This window comes from Alkalihalobacterium sp. TH-98 (assembly GCF_057473385.1).
In genome coordinates this window covers 15,979-35,359 of the sequence record NZ_JBYCKM010000036.1, presented here as the reverse complement: position 1 = coordinate 35,359, position 19,381 = coordinate 15,979, and the positions used below count along the sequence as shown (strand labels likewise).

The following is a 19,381-nucleotide window of genomic DNA, read 5'->3' as shown; positions in this document are numbered from 1 at the left end:
TGTTACAAAAGTCAGAGTTTATTGTTATTTAATACATGAGTTTATACCCTAGTTTTCGATAAAATAGTCGATCATTCCTTCTTTTATAGTTCTTTTCTTACACACTATTAGACATAGTATTTTTCGTTTCGACTTTATACTTCGTCTGATTTATAGGAAATTTGTCGTTTTATTGTAGAAGATTCAGGACCCTATTAGTCATAGTTTTTCGTAGGTTGCCTGGAATTACGTGCAGCGCGATGCATATATTTTTTTAGGAAATAGGGCTTCTTTTTTTAGAGGGCCGTAAATAAGACATTTTTTAAAATATTTTTTCTCAGTTATTGGAAGTTATATGTGCGTGCTGCGTTGCCTTTGATGTAGCATTCGTCCTTTTATGGGTGGTACTTATGCGCTTTATTTGTGCTGATGTTGGGGGATCGGTATGTTGTAGAAAAGAAATAGTGTACCGCATACCTTCCAGAGAGAAATTTAAAATTTGGCCATAAAAAAAAAGACATTGGTAATCGTTAAAGATTACCAATGTCTTTTTATTTCCGTTTATTGGAGAGATTGGAGTTTATCCATCATGCAGACTTTTAGAACATTGATTCGATTTCTCCTGTTTTGCGGTCTACATAATACCAGCCACGAGTCGATGAGTGACCGACACCGTTGTTACCAGGAATAACTTCGTATACGTGAACTAAATATCTGCCGTTTTCTTCATGGTCAACGACAACATGAACATCAGGCTCGAATTGGAGCTGTAGATGACTTTTAACTTTTGCAATGGCTTCTTGTTCCGTTAAGAGCTCATTTGAATCTCTATCGGTTTTATTTTGGTTGTTGTCTTTTGGTTGGGTGCTGCCTTGGTTGTTGTCTTTTTTGTTATCTCGGTCGTTGGTAGCTTCTTCATTTGAACCGTTGTTTTTCTCTTGATCTTTGTTAGGAGTTTCTTCTTTTTCGTTACCATTATTAGCCTCTTCTTCAGTCAGCTCTTGTTCATCTATGTTTTCTTCTACTTGTTCTTCTGGCGCCTGCTCATTAATATCCTCTATTTCTTCATCAACCGGCCTCGTACACGCTGTGATTAATAGTGTTGCCGCTAATAGCATAACTAGTAAGTATCTCACTTATTACCCTCCTTAATGGATCTTATATATATATCTATTATTATTTTACCACAAATTCTGAGTACGTGGTGCCAGGCACCTGTTGTGCTTTAACGCACTAACGGTGCCTGGTACCACATTAACACTTTTACTGCCCTTACCTATTAACTGTTTCATAGAGATTATTTGCATTTTCTGTAAAGGGTGCCGATAGTGTCGAGGAAAATCGTTGGCATTTTCTTAGGAATGATGCCTTTTTGGTAGTATTTATAGAATGCTTTTTTTGTATCTTCCCATTTTGGGCAGTATTGTTCTTGCTTGAAACGTGCGACATCCACAATCATGATATTTCCATTTGTCGTAATGAATATATTTTTCAGGTGGACATCTGAGGGGTTCAGTCCCTTATCTCTAGCTAACTTTAAGGCATGGTCCACTTCAAAGATAACCTGTTCTGAAACTTCAAAGCCTTGATTTAAGCATTGGTATAGCGTACTCCCCTCAATGAGGTCAATGACAATATAATTAGGCCCACTCGCATGTAAAGTAGGGTAGTACGGAATTTGTTCTAGTCTTCTATAAATCTCTGCCTCTTCTTTTGCCAGATGCTGAAACAACGGGTGGAACACCTTGAGAGCTAGGCCTGTAGACTTTATATGAAAGACTGCTGCACTTTTCCCTACACCTACTAATTTCAAATCTATGTCATAGTTTTCAACTTCTATTTTGTTTCCACGTTTAAACGTAACACTGTTTACCAATTTATTAAATTGCTTCATCTTCAATACTCCTTTCATAGAGGAAAAAACAAAAAGGCATTACGACCAATTATTTAGTCATAATGCCTTTTCACGGAATATAAAAAAGACCTCACCAAAATAATTGGTAAAGGTCTTGCAAACAACGATTACGTTGCCAACAAAGCCGGGGATCATTCCCGTAATGACGACTTTGCTGTAAATGCTACTCCCCTTTAGGAAGGATATAATATTATCTTTATTTTACTGCCTATTTGATCATTCTACAATCTTATTTTTATGGTTTTTTGTGGGAAATGCTATCTTAAATGAGATCATACTTCCATATCCAAATCCATCTCTACTCAAACTATCAATATCTCCATAGTTTGAATGTGCTTTTTCTACCTGAATTCTTGCCTCTATAAACGGAACACCTAATAAGTATAAACTCTTCATAAAACAAAAAAGACTGCACACATGCAGTCTTTTTTATATAAGTATAATCGTTATTAATCTTAAGCTTCTTCTTCTTCTTCTTCTTCAAGGTCAGCATCGTCTTCAGCTGGCTCTTCAAGCTCTAACTCAGCATCTTCTTCTAGTTCAGCATCTTCAGCTGGTGCTTCTTCTAACTCAGCTTCCTCAGCAGGAGCTTCTTCCATTACATCGTCTTCTACTGGTGTTTCTTCTGCGTCACCACATGCAGTTAATACGCCTAAAGCTAATACAGCTGTACCTAAAGTTAATACGAATTTTTTCATTTTAATCAAACCCCCGTAATGGTTTTTGTTATAACTAACGAATTTTTTGTTTCTGTTAGTCTGAGGTTATCTTAGCAAACGCAGAACCCTCCGTCTACCTAATTCAGGGATTTTTGGTAATGTTACGGTATTGTTACAAACTGTAATAGATTTTTACATATTTTACTTTCGTATGTGATTGTTTATAGTTTGGCTTGAAAGAGTTTGGTTTTACAGTAGTGATAGTCCTTTTGGAACACTTAATTTTTACACATTAATAGGACCTGAAGGCGGTGCCAGGTACCTTTAACACAATGAAGTGTTAAAGGTACCTGGCACCGAGTTTATTCCTCTACAACCCACCTAGACCACTTTTACATTGTCAGTCATGCTCTTCATAATGGAACTGCATTTTTTGTAGTTAAGGGGTTTACTGAACAGGTAGCCTTGTGCGTGGTGACATCCTTCTGTTTGGATCAGGCGTAGCTGTTCTTCTGTTTCTACTCCTTCACATATGACTGAGAAGTTTAGACTCTTTGCCATCGCTATAATTAATTTGACGAGTGCCAGGTTTTCTTGGTTATGACTGTTTGAATCTTGGATAAACGATTTATCGATTTTCAATGTATCGATCGGAATGTTTTTCAACTGACTGAGTGAGGAGTAGCCTGTTCCAAAGTCATCGAGCGATAGCTGAATACCCATCTTTTTTAGTTGAATTAGCTTTTCTACTGCTTCCTGGATTTGTGTGATCGCCATGTTTTCTGTAATTTCTAAACATAGCAAATATGGGTTAATTCCCGTTTCCTCGATGATCTGCTTCACTCTATTAACAAAGTCTGCTCGATCAAATTGCTTTTTTGAAATATTAACCGAGATGACGAGATCTTTAAAGCCTTCATCATGCCATTTCTTCGTTTGCTGACAAGCTGTTCGAAGCACCCAATCATCAATTTTTACAATGAGACCGGTTTCTTCGGCTGCAGGTAGAAACGCAAACGGTGATAGAATTCCTTTTTTAGGATGATTCCATCGCACGAGTGCTTCAATCCCGTAAGGCTTATTATTTTCTACGTTGACTTGAAGCTGGTAGTAGACCTCAAATTGCTGTTCATGTATTGCGCTCCTCAGCTCTCTTTCAAGTTGTAACCGCCCTCTTGTTTCTTCGTCCATTGCGTTTGTATATTCTCGGAATTGCCCTCTTCCCTCTTCTTTGGCCCTGTACATAGCGCTGTCTGCATTTTTTAATAGCGCATGAAAATCCAGGCCGTGTTCAGGGTAAAAACTTAAGCCAATACTTGTATTGGTATATATTCTTTCACCAGAACAATCTACAGGGGTTTCAAACGACTGTACAATTCGCTTCACTTTCCGATACGCTTCTAGTTTATCTTTTAAAGGGTAAAGTAATATCGTAAATTCATCCCCGCCAAAACGGCTTACCATCCCGTCGGTTCCAACGATTTGTTGGAGTCGCTTTGAAATATGTTGGAGCAGCTGATCCCCGATGTGGTGTCCTAGGGAATCATTCACTTTCTTGAAGTGATCTAAATCGAGAAACAACACCGCAAACTTTTTGCGGTTATATTTAGCCTGAAGCAGTGCTTCCTTTAACTGTTTTTTAAATAGGGTTCGGTTTGGAAGCTGTGTTAAGCCATCATGGTATGCAAGATGTGTAATTTGTTTTTCAGCTTGCTTTCGCTCTGTAATATCTCGCATCATTCCTATATAAAAAGAATCATCATCTCGTTCCTTTTTGATATGGGTGATTGTAATGAAGGACCAGAATTTATCGCCGTTTTTGCGTTTATTTATAAGTTCACCTGTCCATGTACCATCCGTTCGAATTTTCTCCCACATATCATTGAAGACTACACGTGACGTTTGACCCGATTGCAAAAATCTTGGATTTTTATGGGCTACTTCCTCAAACGTGTAGCCTGTCATTTTTTCAAAGGAAGGATTTACTGCGACAATGTTCTGGTTATGATCCGTAATCATTAGCCCATCATTCATGTGGTTAAGTAGATGCCAAACATTTTCATGGTCTTTAGAAAACTTTTGAAGAATTGTTTCCATCATTGTTGGCTCCCAGTGTGTATTGTTCCCCCCATGAAGCCCTCACCCACTTTCTTTAGAAGTGTTTTCTCTCTAGTATATAGTAGTTTTTATCCAGACCTTTTAGATTAGTTTATATTTAATTCTATAAATTTCGTCAAAATCCTACTAGAACATTTATTTTTTTAGAATATAAAGTAAGTGTGGTAGTAAATGTGGGGAAACAGGTAGGGGAGAGATTGTGGTGAAGAGATTGTGGAAAAGATGGTGAAAAAGAAGGTGCCAGGCACCTTTAACACAATGAAGCGTTAAAGGTGCCTGGCACCGGGTTTATTATTTGAGGGCGAACATTAACTCGGTTTCGCAGACGACTTTGCCGTCAACCGATGCTGTTGCTTTTCCTTTGCCAATTGGTCCGCGCAGGCGTACGATTTCTACTTCTAAGCGTAATTGATCGCCAGGCTTCACTTGTTCTTTGAAACGGCAGTTATCAATGCCTGCAAAGAATGCCAGCTTCCCACGGTTCTCTTCTTTCTTAAGTATAGCCACTGCACCCACTTGTGCTAATGCTTCAATAATTAATACTCCAGGCATTACCGGATAATCCGGGAAATGACCGTTAAAGAACTCTTCATTAGCTGTAACATTTTTCAAACCAACCGCACGTTGGCCTTCTTCCACTTCTAAGATCCTGTCAATTAGTAGAAATGGATAACGATGGGGAATAATCTCTTTAATTTCTTCAATAGTTAACAAACGCTTTACCTCCCTAAAGTACTAAAGGTACCTGGTACCAAGCACTGGACCGCATACCATTTTTAGATTTTATTGTTATATTGTACCACAGGGAAGACTAAGTCTTGAAATTTTGATGGGCGGTCACTTTGAAGAAACTTCTGATAGTGGTAGGAAGATGGTTTGGGGAAATAGGAAAGTACCGTTGATGTTGTGATATGGGGATTTTCGGTGTGATAGATATACGCTGCACAGCTACTCCATTGATAGTCTGCCGGGTTACTAATGATACCAGCCTCTACTGGATTGAGATGAATGTATTTACTTGCATCAAGGATGTAGTCAATCGCAGGGGCTAGCTTTGAATAATAGCGGCCTTGAAACACATGACCGCTTTGCATGTACCGGTCATTGTAGTATTTAGCATAGCTTACATTCAAGAAATGCATCGGTAGTGCCGGAGATTCATCAATTGCTTCTAAAAGAAGATGATAGTGGTTGCTCATGAGGCAATAAGCATGGAGATAAAATGGATGGCGCTGCCTTGCAGTCTCCATCAATTGAAGAAATTGCATGTAATCTTTTTCATCATGAAAGATCGGGAGCTTTCGGTTTCCTCGGTTCGCAATATGCAGTACAGCACCAGGATACCAAACTCTTTGTTTACGAGGCATGGGGAGAATCACTTCCTTTTATAAAATGGGGGAAACGAAACAGGAGCGCGAAAAGAAATAGAGGTGTGAATTAAGGAGAGCATCATTCTACCATCTATTATAGTAGGCAATGTGCTAGAGGTAAATTTCCGCCAATAAGTTTTACACTTTTTACAAAAACAAAAAAATCATCAACGATACCTAGTAAACTTACTCGGCACCGCTGATGATGTTTACAATATGTTCCCATGTTTCGCGCTGCAGGATATCTGTCGGTGTACCGTCTCCAACCACACCGTACCCAAACATCAAGCCCGCCACTAAGCTGAGCCCGCATAACAAAATGACGATAACTAAACGCAGCCAAATCGGGATTAAACGAATTCGTTCCCTTTTTTTCCGCTTCTTTTTCTTATTTCTCTCTTCACGTGTATCTTTTTCTTCTTCATCGGTAGAAGCGCTAGCTTTCTCTTCCTCGGTTGCATCTGCCTGTACAGCCGCTTCGCCTGATCGAGAATGAACTGCTGCTCGAGTTAGAGGTCCCTTGGAGATAATCGTATCTTGACTTAGGTCGACTGTACCTTCAGCTTCACTAGATGGATCAGAAGGTTCTGCTGACGAGTATACCTTCGTATCACTCGCCTCTACTGTTTCCTCTTTATTCTCTCCACCATACACTGCATCTTCATTAGATTTCTCCGCTGGGGGCTGATCAACTCCTGAGAAGACCTTTGTTTCTTCCACTTCATCACTCGATCTTTCCGGTGCAGCTAAAGCGTCAGCGTCATAGACCTTCGTTTCTCCCTCAACTTCATCCGTACTTCCCGTCTCAGGTGCAGGGCGCTGTACCGCACCACCCTCACCGTCTACACGAGTTGTCGTTTCAGGTTCTGAAGTTGCTTCGTTTCGGTCTTGTTCTTTATCTGTATTCAGTTTGTCTTTTTCTAGATCACGATTTTCCATAACTACTCCCTGTCCTGTCATACATAGTATTGTAGGGTTTTCGAGCTTGCTAGGTGATTGCCGTTTCTAAAAGCTAAGGCTAGCGCTTGTCCAATCATTGTGGAGCGTTAGCCTGTTCATCTATTTATACCATCGTAAAAACTAACGGATCGAGTTCACTAAGCCCATCATTTGATCTGCCATTGAAATCGAACGGGCATTAAATTGATAAGAACGCTGGGTTAATATCATTTCGGACATCTCTCTTCCCATATCAACGTTAGACATTTCTAATGCACCTTGTCTAAGGCTGACTTGCCCTGCTGCAACTACACCTAAAATATCAGCAGGTACATAACCTTGTTCAATTAAATTTCCTGGAAGTCCGAACAAATTCTCGCCAAGTTGTTCAAGAATTTGCGGTCGTTGTACTCTTACCATTTCCAACTGACCTGCGGGAACGGTAGTCGTTCCATCTCTTAGTATAACAGAGATTACCCCATTTTCATCTATTTGCACTTCTGAGTGATCCGCTGGCACAGTCATTGGACCATTTTGACCAAGGAGAAAATGCCCTTGGCTAGTAACAATATTCAATGCATTTGGATTGTTCGGGCTTTGAGAAAAATAAAAAGCTCCGTCTCTCGTATAACGTACTTCACGCTCACCATTTTCATTACGTACTTCTATCTGGAAAAAATGGTTTGGATTTTGAATGGCGAGATCAAGCTGTCGATCCGTTTGCTGAATGGAACCTTGTTCTGTTCTTAAGGCCGTTTGTCCAATTTTAGCACCTGCTCCAACACGCAGGCCATTCGGTGTAAGGCGTCCTGTTTCCATGGATGGAACCATTTGATTGTTCACTTGCTGGAATAATAGATCAGAAAACGATGCTTCACGGCGTTTAAATCCTGTGGTGTTACTGTTCGCCATATTATTTGCAATCGTGTCCATCTTTTTCTGTAATTGTCCCATTGTAACAGATGCTGTCATCATTGATGTATTCATGTCCTTACACCTCCTTACCCAATTCGTCCGACTTCATTAACAGCTTTTTCTAAGCTGCGATCGTATGCTTGTAAAACTTTTTGGTTGGCTTCAAAATTTCTAAATGCACTCATCATTTCAGTCATCGTCTGAGCAGAATCTACATTTGAACGCTCAATAAAGCCCTGTTGGATTTGATACGTAGCTTGTCCATTTCCAATCGCTGTTGGAAGGACACCGTCTTCAGTAAAACGAAGTAATCCGTCTCCTTCTTTCACAAGAAGCATCGGATCTTGAGCGAGCGCTACTAGAAGTTGGCCTAAAGGCACGTCATTTTCTGTAAAAACAAAGCCTTCTCGATCGACCCGAAACCCTTCATTACCAACTTGTATTGGTTGTCCCGCCGTACTTAGAACATTAAAACCTTGGCTGTTGACTAAGAAACCTTGACCGTTCACTGCTAGATTTCCGTTGCGTGTATAGCGAACTTCACCATCACCATTTTGTACGGTAAAAAATAGCGCGCCTTGTCTACCATCCTCGTTTACTGGTACCGTTCCTTGAAGAAGCGCAAGGTCTGTATTATTCCCCGTTTGCTGTAGGTCACCTTGGAGGAAATTTGGTGTTCTTTCTTGTAAGTATGAACCAGAAGCCAACGAACCAACAAAATGAGAATTGGGTTTCATATCGGACGTATTCATTGCTTGAATGAGCATATTCGGAAACGAACGTAATGACGCTTGGTCTGCTTTAAAACCAGGCGTGTTGACATTCGCTAAGTTATTTGTCAGCATTTCTTGTCGCTGTTGTTGGGCAATCATCGCCGCAGCTGAACCGTAAATACCGCGAAGCATGACCTACCTCCTTATGGGTGTTATGTTGTCTATCGTTTTTATACTTTAATTGTTACGTTTTTTATTCGGTGCCATTGTGCCGTGCATTAAGCGGTACCGTTTGTACGGTACCAGGTACCTTTAACAGACTAACGTACTAACGGATCTTCTTAATTTTTAGGCGCACTATTTTATATTTCAAAATTTCAAATTAGCTTTTAATCTATTCTTCTATTATATCGTCTACATACTACGAAATGGATAGAGGTAATTTTTTCTGTTGCTGTTTATCCAACAACTTACAGCATTTTCCTATTCCTATTCCTCGGCAGGTTAATTGCTATTAGGAATAACACTGTTCTCTAACATCAATAGACCAGACTTTAACCTACACAAGAATAAAATCGCTTTAAAGGTTTACAAGCGAATTTTTCTACCTAATTTATCTAGATTTTCTAAAAGAATGCCTGTACCTTTAGCTACACAGTGCATCGGCTCATCTGCAATAAATACTGGAACCTTCAGTTCTTCTGCTAAAAGTTGATCAATTCCATGCAGAAGCGCTCCTCCACCAGTTAAGATCACACCTCGGTCAATGATATCTGCTGATAGTTCAGGTGGTGTTTTTTCTAGCACTGATTTAGCAGCTTGTACAATATATGATACTGATTCAGTAAGCGCATCTTGAATTTCTTCTGAGTAAACAGTTATCGTTCGTGGAAGTCCACTAACTAAATCACGTCCGCGGATCTCCAATTCTTCTTGACGAGCACCTGGAAATACCGTTGCTACTTGCTTTTTAATTTCTTCAGCCGTTCGTTCTCCAATCAAGAGCTTGTACTTTCTTTTTATATAGTTGAGGATGTCTTGGTCAAACTTATCCCCAGCTATTTTTATAGAAGAGGCGGTGACGATATCACCCATTGAAAGAACAGCAACATCTGTTGTCCCACCGCCTATGTCTACGACCATGTTACCGCTCGGTTGAAAAATGTCCATTCCAGCTCCAATCGCAGCGACTTTCGGTTCCTCCTCTAAGTAAACGTTTTTTCCACCACTTTTCTCTGCAGCTTCTCGAATCGCTTTTTGCTCTACAGACGTAATTTCTGTAGGACAACAAATTAAGATCCTCGGCTTTGAGAAAAATCCTTTAACATTAATTTTACCTAAGAAGTGTTTGAGCATTGATTCTGTGAGTTCAAAATTTGCGATAACCCCATCTTTCATGGGACGTAAAGCAACGATATTTCCTGGTGTTCGTCCGACCATTCGAAACGCTTCTTCTCCTACAGCAAGTACTTTTCCAGTCGTTGTATCCAAAGCTACAACAGATGGCTCATTTAAAACAATCCCACTCCCTTTTACATAAACAAGAACATTTGCTGTACCTAAATCAATCCCTATATCCCGTCCGAACATTAGTATTATCCTCCCTGTTTTGGCTAATCAATCGACAGCTGTTTGCTGTATCCTACTAATGTTTTATTTTATCATATTTTGTCAATACAGGGATTGATTTTTTGTTTTCAATTTTGGGTTTTTACAACTTTTTCGTTCGGTTGGTCTGATTTTTTGTACTTCACCTTCGTTGCCTCACCACCACGTAAATGGCGTATCGACTTATGATATTCGAGGATTTCCTTTACTTCATTAGCCAACTCTTGATTGATTTCAGGTAATCGTTCAGTTAAGTCTTTGTGTACAGTGCTCTTGGATACGCCAAACTCTTTTGCAATCGTTCGGACCGTTTTCCTTGTTTCGACGATGTACCTGCCTATCTTGATAGTACGTTCTTTGATGTAATCGTGCACACCACTCGCCTCCTAATCAATGTTGGTGATTGGTACATTTTATTAAGGAGGAAGGGTATATATACCAAAAAGTCAAGTAGGACAAGGCATTTTTTCATACGGTGAAGGAATTATGTGTTGAAATATTATATTATTTTGAACTTTTTGTGCCTTCTTCAGAAGCGCTCAACCGTTCGTATGATGCGGTTTTCGTGTATTCCCGAGATTATATGGCAGCTCCGAAAATTTTATTAGTATTTCTTTAAGTAAATAGGAAAAAAGAATGGAAGTTTCAAGAATATGGTGTGATTTATTGACGGTAGCCCAGGGTGCTAAAAAATATATGCATGTAAAAAACCGGTGCCAGGTACCTTTAATGCAATACAGCATTAAAGGTACCTGGCACCGGTTGGGTTTAGAATTGGAGGACGCGGTTGCGGTTATTGGCGTCTGTTACTTGGACGAGGTCAGCCAGCGTGGTTTTGCCTCGATCTTCAAGCAGACGAAGAAGTTCGACGAAAAGGTGAGCTGTCGTTAGGGCGTCACCGATCGCACTGTGTCGTTCATAAATATTAGTACCGAATGACCTTGCATACTGTTCTAAGTCACGCATATCCCATGAAGGACAGAGATAACCGAGCATATCGAGTGTATCAATGTAGAGCGGCTGTTCAAAGGTGAATTTCGCGCGTTGAAGTTCTTTTCGAAGGACCATGACATCGAAGCTTAAGTAGTGACCCACCCAACCACCGCTTTTCGTCTTTTCAATAAATCGAAAGAGCGATTCAATCGCTTCAACTGCGTTTGGAGCGTTTTCTACATGGTGCTGAGCGATGCCTGTCAGTTTTGTAATTTCTGGCGGAATGTTTCGTTCTGGGTTGACGTACGTTTGAAACCGATTGTCTGTTACCATTAATCTTTCGACCTGGACAGCACCTATTTCGATGACACGGTCTTTGCCACCGACAGCAAACCCTGTTGTTTCTGTATCAAATACAGTAAAAGATAAATCACATAACGGCGTATCAAGTGAGGGCTGCTGGTCCAGTTGGTAATGCAGTAATTTCTTTTTCCAGAACATAACAATCTCCCCTTGTTTATATTCTATATCTAAAACATTTCTTAGCTACTTCACTACTTTGTTTTTTCTAGTGAATGCTCAGTCTCTGTGATCTCAAATCAGGTATCTAAACCAACTGAGAAGCAAGTAACTTTTTTTAAACGCTTACATAAAAGCAAATCTTTATTTGGCTAAGACTTTATTTGTCCAGCATTAAGCCAAATAACTGTTCATTATTTCCGCAGGAATATTCTCACTGTTGTATGACAATGATTTTATTTTACCGAATTTTCAAACTTTTTTCTACACTTAATCACTAAAATTTCTAGTTTTTATTTGAGCTTTTCGAAAAAAGGGCAGATGCCCATAAAAAAAGCGTTAGTTCTTACCCTCTGAACATCATAAGGGTTAAAACTAACACCTTCCTAATTTACGATTGTGATAATATCACTAGTCTACTTCGTCCTATCTAATGATTTGAAGTCCTTTATGATAAGTTCATATCGCGCCTAATTTGTATCAAATTTTACCTCTAGATCCGTTTTCACTAAATGTGCAACTAACACATAACGTTCAGGTGCATTACCAATGAACTGGAAAGGGTAACAAGTCGTTACAGTAAGCGTCGCTCGCGGCTTAGGGACAATGACGGTACGATCATCCTCATCGACGATACGAACCTTATTAACCCTGTAGGAAAATTGTCCAGCGATAGTTGTTACGATCAGTTCATCTCGTTCTCCGACCTCTCCTAACTTACGAAAGACTGTATCGCGATGCCCTGATAACACACTATTATCCAATTCGCCAGGTAAAACGCTTCCTAGAAAGTGCCCTACCCCACGTTCTAACTCATCTTCATCTGTTCCGTGATAAATGGGCAGCGTGGCTTCAAGCTTTGGAATGTAAAGCTCGCCTATTAGGTCACCTTGTTCGGGTCGAACTGGATAAAGAGGTCCATCCTTTTCTTTTTCTTCAACACTTGGAGCCTTCTCGAGAGGCGGGGGAGCTTCCTTTGTAGCTTCATTCACTTTATAAATCCCGTACCCCTTTAAAAGGGTATATGCATTGGTTGTTGTAAACCATAAGCCTCCGCCAAAAAGAACGATACAAACAGACAGAAGAAGAAGACGCTGTTTCTTCCGCCTTCTTCTCTTATATTCTTCAAGTCTCATTGTATTAAGCGCCTTTAACTTTGATGCGACGATAAATGATACCTGCTGTTAACATCATGCCTAAGCCAATAAGTGCATTCTGCATCGAATTGGAAGCAGTCTTTGGCATTTTAGCTCCTTTTTCTGTCTTCACTTGATCTTTGGCTGGAGCTTTTTTTACTATTTCTTTTACTTCCTTTAAGTCTTGAGTTGGTTCCTTAATTAAGTCAGAACCAAACATATCAGCCGTTATGATAATATCAGCGAGGAAAACACCTTCTAAATTGTAAAGCTCTATTAATAAGCTATAGCCCTCTAAACTCTCCAGCGTCACTAACGTTTGCAAAGTAATTGGCTGTTTACTTTCTTTATTTTTCCCTTGAATCAGGTAGTACTTTGCATCTAACTTAAATAGTTGCATTAAATCTGAGTAAATCGATAAAACTTCCGCAATCTCTTCAGCAGTTAAATCTGATGCACTATCAAAGTCAGGAAGTGCTAGGGCACGTTCGGCGATCTGATTTAAACGCTCTTCAAAAGCTGGGTCTTCTAAATCAAGAGTTAAAAAATGATCTACTAATCTCTCAAGCTCTTCATCAGTTAAGTCAAACTCAGCAAAAAGAGCATCGATCTCGGCAAGGAGCTCGTCCCAGTCGAAATCATCAAAGTCCTGGTAAACTAGTATAGCAAGTTCAAGGTCTTCAATAAATCGGTACTCATCTAAGGTTTCGCCATACTCAGCAAGGAGCTCTTCTAATTCTTCCTGCGTTAAATCATATAAATCTAGTAACTCTTGTAACGTTTGTTCATTAATGATCGGGCCAAGAAGTTCTTCCAATTCTGAGACGGAATTAAAATCGTCCAGTGACATACCATAAAAATCCTCTAAGTACTCTTCTAATTCCTCTTGTGTCCATCTGAGATCAGTTAGATACTGTGATAACTCGTCCTCAATAGGTGCTGCAAAGCTTGCTGCAGAAAACGAAAATGACAATAAAAATACGATAGAAGCCAACGATATAAAGAGACGCTTCACTAGATTTCCCCCTAAAATAAATTACTTTCTTCATATTTAATATAGGCCGAAAAAAATATAAAAAAAAGAATTGTAAAAAAATAGATTCCATATATAATTAAATGTCATCTTTTAGGAGAGTGATTGAGTTATTTGCTTTATTGAATTAAGAGCCCACTGCGAAGAATCTTTAAATTATTTCTCTTAAAAATTCAGAAAAAGTTCCTCTTATTAAAGTAGAGAAATCCACCTACCCTACACTAACTCACTTCTAGTAAAAATAAAAAAAGAACCAACACAAGTGCTGGTTCGGTGTGATCGATCTTAAGTAGTATCCATTTTACGCAGTATCTAAAAGTGTTCCTCTATTTTCTGCAACACCCAAAAAGCTCTATCATCTTTTTTTACAACATCCCAAAAGCGCCAAGCGTCTGGTTTTGCAAGGAACGGATTGCCTTGAGTGCAATCATGAGTTCTTCTTTATCGCGAGAGCGGAGGTGTGTGAATTTTACTTCACTCGAGCCTTCTTCTTTGCGCAGGTATCGGCCCCACGCTTGCTCTACTCTTACTTTTAACACGATTTCATAAGCGAAGCGGATATCGTCAGCTACCTCTGGTGTGAACACATTTAATTTGACGAGTGCATCGAGTCGCTGTAATGGTGTTCCTTCGACAATGCCGTGATGGGCGGATAAAACTTGCAAGCAATGGTGAAGTGGGAACAACGCATGCTTTTTAATGTCGATCGAGTCTCGCCTTAAACCGAACAGGGCTCGGATCGGATGGTCGAGTGTTGGAACCGGATGTTCTCTCTCTTGTTCTGCCATTCGATACAGATAAATGCGCGAGCGTGAAACTTGTTCTTTCACCATTTTTACAAATTCATCGTGAAGGTTGTCATCCCCATATAAGAACCGGAATGACATAAAATTATGACCTAACAATACATTATCATTCGTTGCTCTAAGCGCCCATCCGCGCAGACGTTCCTGCCACGTTTTAAGCGTACCGCGCCAGTTTTCCTCATTCGCCATCATCTTTCCGATACAAAGCTTATAACCGGCCTTATGAAGATGATCGACGATTTCTTGACCGAGCAGTGCAAAGTATTCCTCCACGCGTTCACTGTCACCGCTATCTGGATTATCATAGACAAGAAAATGATCTTGGTCAGTCAGTAAAAACTGCTCCCCGCGGCCGCTGCTTCCCATCGTAAACCAGCAAAACGGTACCGGAGGTGTTCCTTTTCCTTTCACTTCTAAGGAGGCAACGGCTAAATCTAAACAATGGTTGACGAGGCGATCGTATAGCTTCGTTATGATCTCTAGCGTATGTGTCGTTGGAATTTCATCATTAATCAACTGCCCTAGTACATCATAGATGGCACTCTTCACCGTAGGTAGATTAGAAAAAGTAGATTGCTCGATTTTTTGTAAAATTTCCATGGAGCCGCGGTTTTTCTTTCGTAAAAGGTCAGACAAAGTGACCATACCGACGACTCTTCCATCTTCTTCAACCGGCAAATGTTTGATGCCATTTAGTAGAAAGCTAGACATGGCTTCATAATAATACCCATAACGCGATATCGTGATGGGATTGGCCGTCATTATATCCTTCGCTTGAACCGGACCGTTACTTAAATTCGCAACAACGCGTTGCACAATATCTTTTTCCGTAATAATCCCGATTAATGTTCCATCAAAGTCATTGACAACGACTGAGCTCGCTCTTTGTTCGACCATTTTTTTAGCAACGACTTGAATTGATTCATCTTTTACCACCGAAATAACCGGTTCATTCATTAAGTCTTGAATCCGGCGAATAAACGGGTCACTTTCGCCCCATTGGTTCGCTAACTTAACTTGTTCCGCTAACGACCCGTAAATATCCCGCAGGCGGACCGCTACCTGGCGAAGAACAAAGTCTCGAACCGTTTCATCGTCCCACCTGGCTTCAACGACAGAATAAGGGATTTTCAAGCAGTAGGAGTCTTCGACAGCACGAACTTCAACCGTATATTTGGCCACATGAGGATTCGGCTCACCGAGAAAATCGGCTAAACTGGAAAAACCAATCATATCGCCGGTTTGAAGCACTTCGAGTACTTCTTGCTGAAAAAGACCGTCATCTCCTTGAACGTAGACTTCGGCCATTCCAGTTAAAATAAGAAGAAGCCCTTCTCGTGGTGTTTTCGAATAAAGGACTTTTTCCGCTTTGTTATAATGCTTCAATGTGCATTTTTCCATTAAGTTCGTAAATTCAGAATCAAGCACCCCTTGAAAAAGGGGGTGCTTGTGAATTTGTTCAAATAAATCTTTATTTTCCAGCTGATTCATCCATCCATACCTCGCCATCTTTATAAGTCATTTGTTCCGGGTAACGTAGGTCAATGACTTCGTCTTGGATGCGTTGAGATGGTGCAGCTGTAGCTTTAGACACTAGATACGTTACAAGTAAGTTCACCGGAACACCGATAATACCTGCACCTGTGTCTAGTATACCAAAGATTGTAATTCCTTGACGAGCTAAAAGAATGTACGTAATTGTGACAAATAATCCTGAAAGCATTCCAGCGATTGCTCCCTTAGCGTTACAACGCTTCCACCAAACTCCTAGTAAAAGGACTGGGAAGAATGTTCCGCCGGCAATAGCAAATGCCCATGCAACAATTTGCGTAATAACTCCTGGTGGGTCAAGTGCAACGATACCCGCAACAATTGTCGATAATACGATTGCCCAACGTCCAGCTGATAGACGTTTCTTATCACTTGCTTGCGGGTTCATTAGACGATAGTAAATATCATGTGCAAATGATGATGAAATCGTAATTAACAGACCACCGGCTGTTGATAATGCCGCCGCCATCGCACCAGCAGCTACTAAACCGATAACAAACATCCCTAAGTTTGCGATTTCAGGAGTTGCCATTACGACAATATCATTACTGATAACAATCTCTTGCCATTGAAGAATGCCGTCACCGTTTTCATCGGCAACTTTTAAACGGCCTGTATCGACCCAGTTTGTTGTCCAAGCTGGCAAGCTATCAATTGGGCTGCCTGCCACTTGCGTCATAAGAATGAAACGAGAGAACGCTGCATAAGCAGGAGCTGATAAGTATAGTAAAGCGATAAATAAAAGCGCCCACGCACCACTCCAACGAGCAGCTTTCATCGTTGAAACCGTATAGAAACGAACGATAACGTGTGGTAATGCTGCTGTACCTACCATTAGAGTAAATAGTAGTGCGATAAATTGTGTTTTATCACTTTGAGCAAATGGCGCGAAGTATTCACTGATACCGAGTTCTTTATCAAGTTCTCCAAGCTGTGAAACAATGTTTCCGTATGTTAACCATGGCATTGGATTTCCTGTTACTTGTAAGGACATGAAGACAATCGGAATAATGTAAGCAATAATTAAGATGATGTACTGAGCAACCTGAGTCCACGTAATCCCTTTCATACCACCTAATGTTGCGTAGATCGCGATGATGACGACCCCAATCATCGTTCCATACATCGCTTCAATGTTTAGGATACGTCCGATAACTACCCCTGAACCAGAAAGCTGACCGATGATATATACGAATGAGATAATAATGGTTGCAATCGCAGCAATTAAACGAGCCGCATTACTATCAAAACGGTCACCGATAAACTCAGGTACGGTATAACGTCCATATTTACGAAGTTGTGGTGCTAATAAGAATGTTAAAAATAAGTAACCCCCAGTCCAACCCATAATATAAGCTAGACCGTCATAACCTAAGATCATGAGTGTCCCGGCCATACCAATAAATGAAGCCGCACTCATCCAGTCTCCACCAATCGCCATACCGTTCCAGAATGGCGGTACCCCACGACTTGCTACGTAGAAGTCTGATGTTGCTTTTGCACGATTATAAAAAGAAATACCGATATAAAGTCCAAATGTTGCCATAATCATTAATATCGATACGATTGATTGATTATCCATAGTATTCCCCCCTCAACGGAATAAGGTTTCTCTTTCGTTACTTTTTTGGTAAAATAATAGTGTTCTTTTTTCATTTCATTCATTAAGTTTTTATCTTAATGATGAATGTCGCTTAATTGGGCTCAGCGCTGTACATACAGTCTGAGCCACTTTTTTTGTCTGTTTTTTAAAGAGAAGGTTCGACTGAACACGAGGTCAGTGTCTGAATCAGATGCAATTGATTAATGATCGAGTGCTTTTCCTGCCCCAATACGGGTATTTTGTTCTTCATCAATACCAAACTTCTTGTCAATTCTGTCACTGATGACCGCATTTACAAATAACAAGATGACAAAAGTTGCTACTGCTCCTTGAGCCCCCATATAGTAGTGGAAAGGCATTCCCATAAATGTTACGTCTACTAGAGATTCTGCAAAAGCAACAATCCCAAATGACGCTAACCCACCTATGATTAAACAAATAATGACAACAGTATTTCTCGCTTTGAAATATGCATCTGCTACAGACTTATCGATTTTTTTCATATTCTCACCTCCTTTAAATAATAAAACGCTATTTCTTCATAGATTTGTAACCGCTTTCAAAACATTTGGGTTATTAAAGTTTTACTCCAATGCTTTAATAGACTTCGTTTCTTTTAAGTTCACTTTTAGATCTAAGAACGCATCGTCTTATTTCCAGTCCCTTGTTGCACTTGCTTACAATTTCGACAAATGACATAGGGTGTTTTCTTTTTTGCAATTCTCATGTTGACAATAAATACAAACAAAATGAAAGTTAGTAGAATTGGATGAAAAATATAACTAAAGATGAGAGAGACAATGATAGGTAAGGTTGATAAGAAAAAGAAGTATTGCCACTTGTTCATTACTACCGTTTCGTCACTACTACATTTCGTACAGCTCGGATTTGCCATTCAATCACCTTAAACTGAAAATAAATTTAACAGTATCCCAAAAGGGTAGTGGTACCATTACAACTTGAACAAGTAAATAGACAAAGATGGAAGCGAACGGAACAGATAGGAACAACGGCTTCTTCTTACGGAAGGCAAATATAAAGCTGAACAATGTGATAAGTAAAAAGACATAAATCATATTACTTTCCCTCCTTAATGGATTACTTCACTAAAAACTGACTACATATTCAGCTTTTTAAAAGAGCATCATGAAATCAATATATCTTGTTAGACTGAACGCTAGAGTACATGAGAAAAATTAACCGGACATAGCAGTCGGGTTCAATCGAGTTATTACTTATGTATCTCGCAGGGGATAAGTCCTAGCTGATCTTCAGGTGTCGCTCAGTGAACCTAATTGTTGAAAACGCTATCATTTTTTACGTTTAAAAACTCTAGCATATATTTGTCTTGTAATACTTATTTTCTTTCTTTCATTTCTATGCCAAGTTGAATGAGGTTCCTAAAAAATAATTATTACATAACAGAATTTCATTGAAAGATTAACTGAATTTGATTTTGCTCAGTCTTAATTTATTGTTTTATAGTACACATTATTCCAAATTTTCAGATACTTAGTCAACTATTTTTTTGGATTTTTATGTAACTTTTTTATTACAAATCTCGCAACCATTGATAGATTAACT

The 19,381-nt window shown here is 39.6% G+C and carries 20 protein-coding genes; all 20 read right to left on the bottom strand.

The window, feature by feature from the left end:
* Positions 1–578: 578 nt before the first annotated feature.
* The 20 genes from AC2VNP_RS13235 to AC2VNP_RS13140 all read right to left on the bottom strand — a co-directional run bounded on the left by AC2VNP_RS13235 (position 579) and on the right by AC2VNP_RS13140 (position 18,873).
* The gene (locus tag AC2VNP_RS13235) at positions 579–1,115 is read right to left on the bottom strand and encodes a hypothetical protein (protein WP_486917774.1); all 537 of its coding nucleotides are present in this window, start codon (positions 1,113–1,115) and stop codon (positions 579–581) included.
* Positions 1,116–1,276: 161 nt separating this feature from the next.
* Positions 1,277–1,873: a protein kinase family protein gene (locus tag AC2VNP_RS13230; RefSeq protein ID WP_486917773.1), complete on the bottom strand. Its 597-nt coding sequence runs from the start codon at positions 1,871–1,873 to the stop codon at positions 1,277–1,279.
* Positions 1,874–2,110: 237 nt separating this feature from the next.
* Positions 2,111–2,290 carry a hypothetical protein gene (locus tag AC2VNP_RS13225; RefSeq protein ID WP_486917772.1) on the bottom strand — a complete coding sequence of 60 codons (180 nt, stop codon included), beginning with the start codon at positions 2,288–2,290 and terminating at the stop codon, positions 2,111–2,113.
* A gap of 59 nt (positions 2,291–2,349) precedes the next feature.
* Positions 2,350–2,592: a hypothetical protein gene (locus AC2VNP_RS13220; protein WP_486917771.1), complete on the bottom strand. Its 243-nt coding sequence runs from the start codon at positions 2,590–2,592 to the stop codon at positions 2,350–2,352.
* 342 nt (positions 2,593–2,934) lie between these two features.
* The gene (locus AC2VNP_RS13215) at positions 2,935–4,653 is read right to left on the bottom strand and encodes a putative bifunctional diguanylate cyclase/phosphodiesterase (RefSeq protein WP_486917770.1); all 1,719 of its coding nucleotides are present in this window, start codon (positions 4,651–4,653) and stop codon (positions 2,935–2,937) included.
* A 309-nt stretch (positions 4,654–4,962) separates the two neighbouring features.
* On the bottom strand, positions 4,963–5,385 hold the full coding sequence (gene fabZ, locus AC2VNP_RS13210; RefSeq protein WP_275119339.1) for a 3-hydroxyacyl-ACP dehydratase FabZ: 423 nt from the start codon (positions 5,383–5,385) through the stop codon (positions 4,963–4,965).
* Positions 5,386–5,447: 62 nt separating this feature from the next.
* Complete coding sequence (locus tag AC2VNP_RS13205) at positions 5,448–6,038, bottom strand: transposase (RefSeq protein WP_486917769.1); 591 nt, start codon at positions 6,036–6,038, stop codon at positions 5,448–5,450.
* A 189-nt stretch (positions 6,039–6,227) separates the two neighbouring features.
* Positions 6,228–6,980, bottom strand: coding sequence for a DNA-directed RNA polymerase subunit beta (locus AC2VNP_RS13200; RefSeq protein ID WP_486917768.1), 753 nt, complete (start codon positions 6,978–6,980; stop codon positions 6,228–6,230).
* Positions 6,981–7,121: 141 nt separating this feature from the next.
* Positions 7,122–7,967: a flagellar hook-basal body protein gene (locus tag AC2VNP_RS13195; protein WP_486917767.1), complete on the bottom strand. Its 846-nt coding sequence runs from the start codon at positions 7,965–7,967 to the stop codon at positions 7,122–7,124.
* 14 nt (positions 7,968–7,981) lie between these two features.
* Positions 7,982–8,800 (bottom strand): flagellar hook-basal body protein, encoded by an 819-nt coding sequence (locus AC2VNP_RS13190; RefSeq protein ID WP_486917766.1) that lies wholly within the window; start codon positions 8,798–8,800, stop codon positions 7,982–7,984.
* A gap of 396 nt (positions 8,801–9,196) precedes the next feature.
* Positions 9,197–10,198, bottom strand: coding sequence for a rod shape-determining protein MreB (gene mreB / locus AC2VNP_RS13185; protein ID WP_486917765.1), 1,002 nt, complete (start codon positions 10,196–10,198; stop codon positions 9,197–9,199).
* 107 nt (positions 10,199–10,305) lie between these two features.
* Positions 10,306–10,590, bottom strand: a complete 285-nt coding sequence (gene spoIIID, locus AC2VNP_RS13180; RefSeq protein WP_209121801.1) for a sporulation transcriptional regulator SpoIIID — start codon at positions 10,588–10,590, stop codon at positions 10,306–10,308.
* Between the two features lie 394 nt (positions 10,591–10,984).
* Positions 10,985–11,650 carry a 3'-5' exonuclease gene (locus AC2VNP_RS13175; RefSeq protein WP_486917764.1) on the bottom strand — a complete coding sequence of 222 codons (666 nt, stop codon included), beginning with the start codon at positions 11,648–11,650 and terminating at the stop codon, positions 10,985–10,987.
* 488 nt (positions 11,651–12,138) lie between these two features.
* Entirely contained in the window at positions 12,139–12,804 is a 666-nt protein-coding gene (locus AC2VNP_RS13170) for a class D sortase (RefSeq protein ID WP_486917763.1), read from the bottom strand.
* 4 nt (positions 12,805–12,808) lie between these two features.
* Positions 12,809–13,819, bottom strand: coding sequence for a processed acidic surface protein (locus AC2VNP_RS13165; protein ID WP_486917762.1), 1,011 nt, complete (start codon positions 13,817–13,819; stop codon positions 12,809–12,811).
* Positions 13,820–14,202: 383 nt separating this feature from the next.
* Positions 14,203–16,134, bottom strand: coding sequence for a DUF294 nucleotidyltransferase-like domain-containing protein (locus AC2VNP_RS13160; protein ID WP_486917761.1), 1,932 nt, complete (start codon positions 16,132–16,134; stop codon positions 14,203–14,205).
* Positions 16,115–17,776 (bottom strand): sodium:solute symporter family protein, encoded by a 1,662-nt coding sequence (locus tag AC2VNP_RS13155; protein ID WP_486917760.1) that lies wholly within the window; start codon positions 17,774–17,776, stop codon positions 16,115–16,117. Before AC2VNP_RS13155 ends, AC2VNP_RS13160 begins: the two co-directional genes overlap by 20 nt.
* 221 nt (positions 17,777–17,997) lie before the next feature.
* Positions 17,998–18,300, bottom strand: coding sequence for a DUF4212 domain-containing protein (locus AC2VNP_RS13150; protein ID WP_275119328.1), 303 nt, complete (start codon positions 18,298–18,300; stop codon positions 17,998–18,000).
* Between the two features lie 131 nt (positions 18,301–18,431).
* Complete coding sequence (locus tag AC2VNP_RS13145) at positions 18,432–18,692, bottom strand: hypothetical protein (RefSeq protein ID WP_486917759.1); 261 nt, start codon at positions 18,690–18,692, stop codon at positions 18,432–18,434.
* Between the two features lie 4 nt (positions 18,693–18,696).
* The gene (locus tag AC2VNP_RS13140) at positions 18,697–18,873 is read right to left on the bottom strand and encodes a hypothetical protein (protein WP_418197975.1); all 177 of its coding nucleotides are present in this window, start codon (positions 18,871–18,873) and stop codon (positions 18,697–18,699) included.
* Between the last annotated feature and the right edge of the window lie 508 nt (positions 18,874–19,381).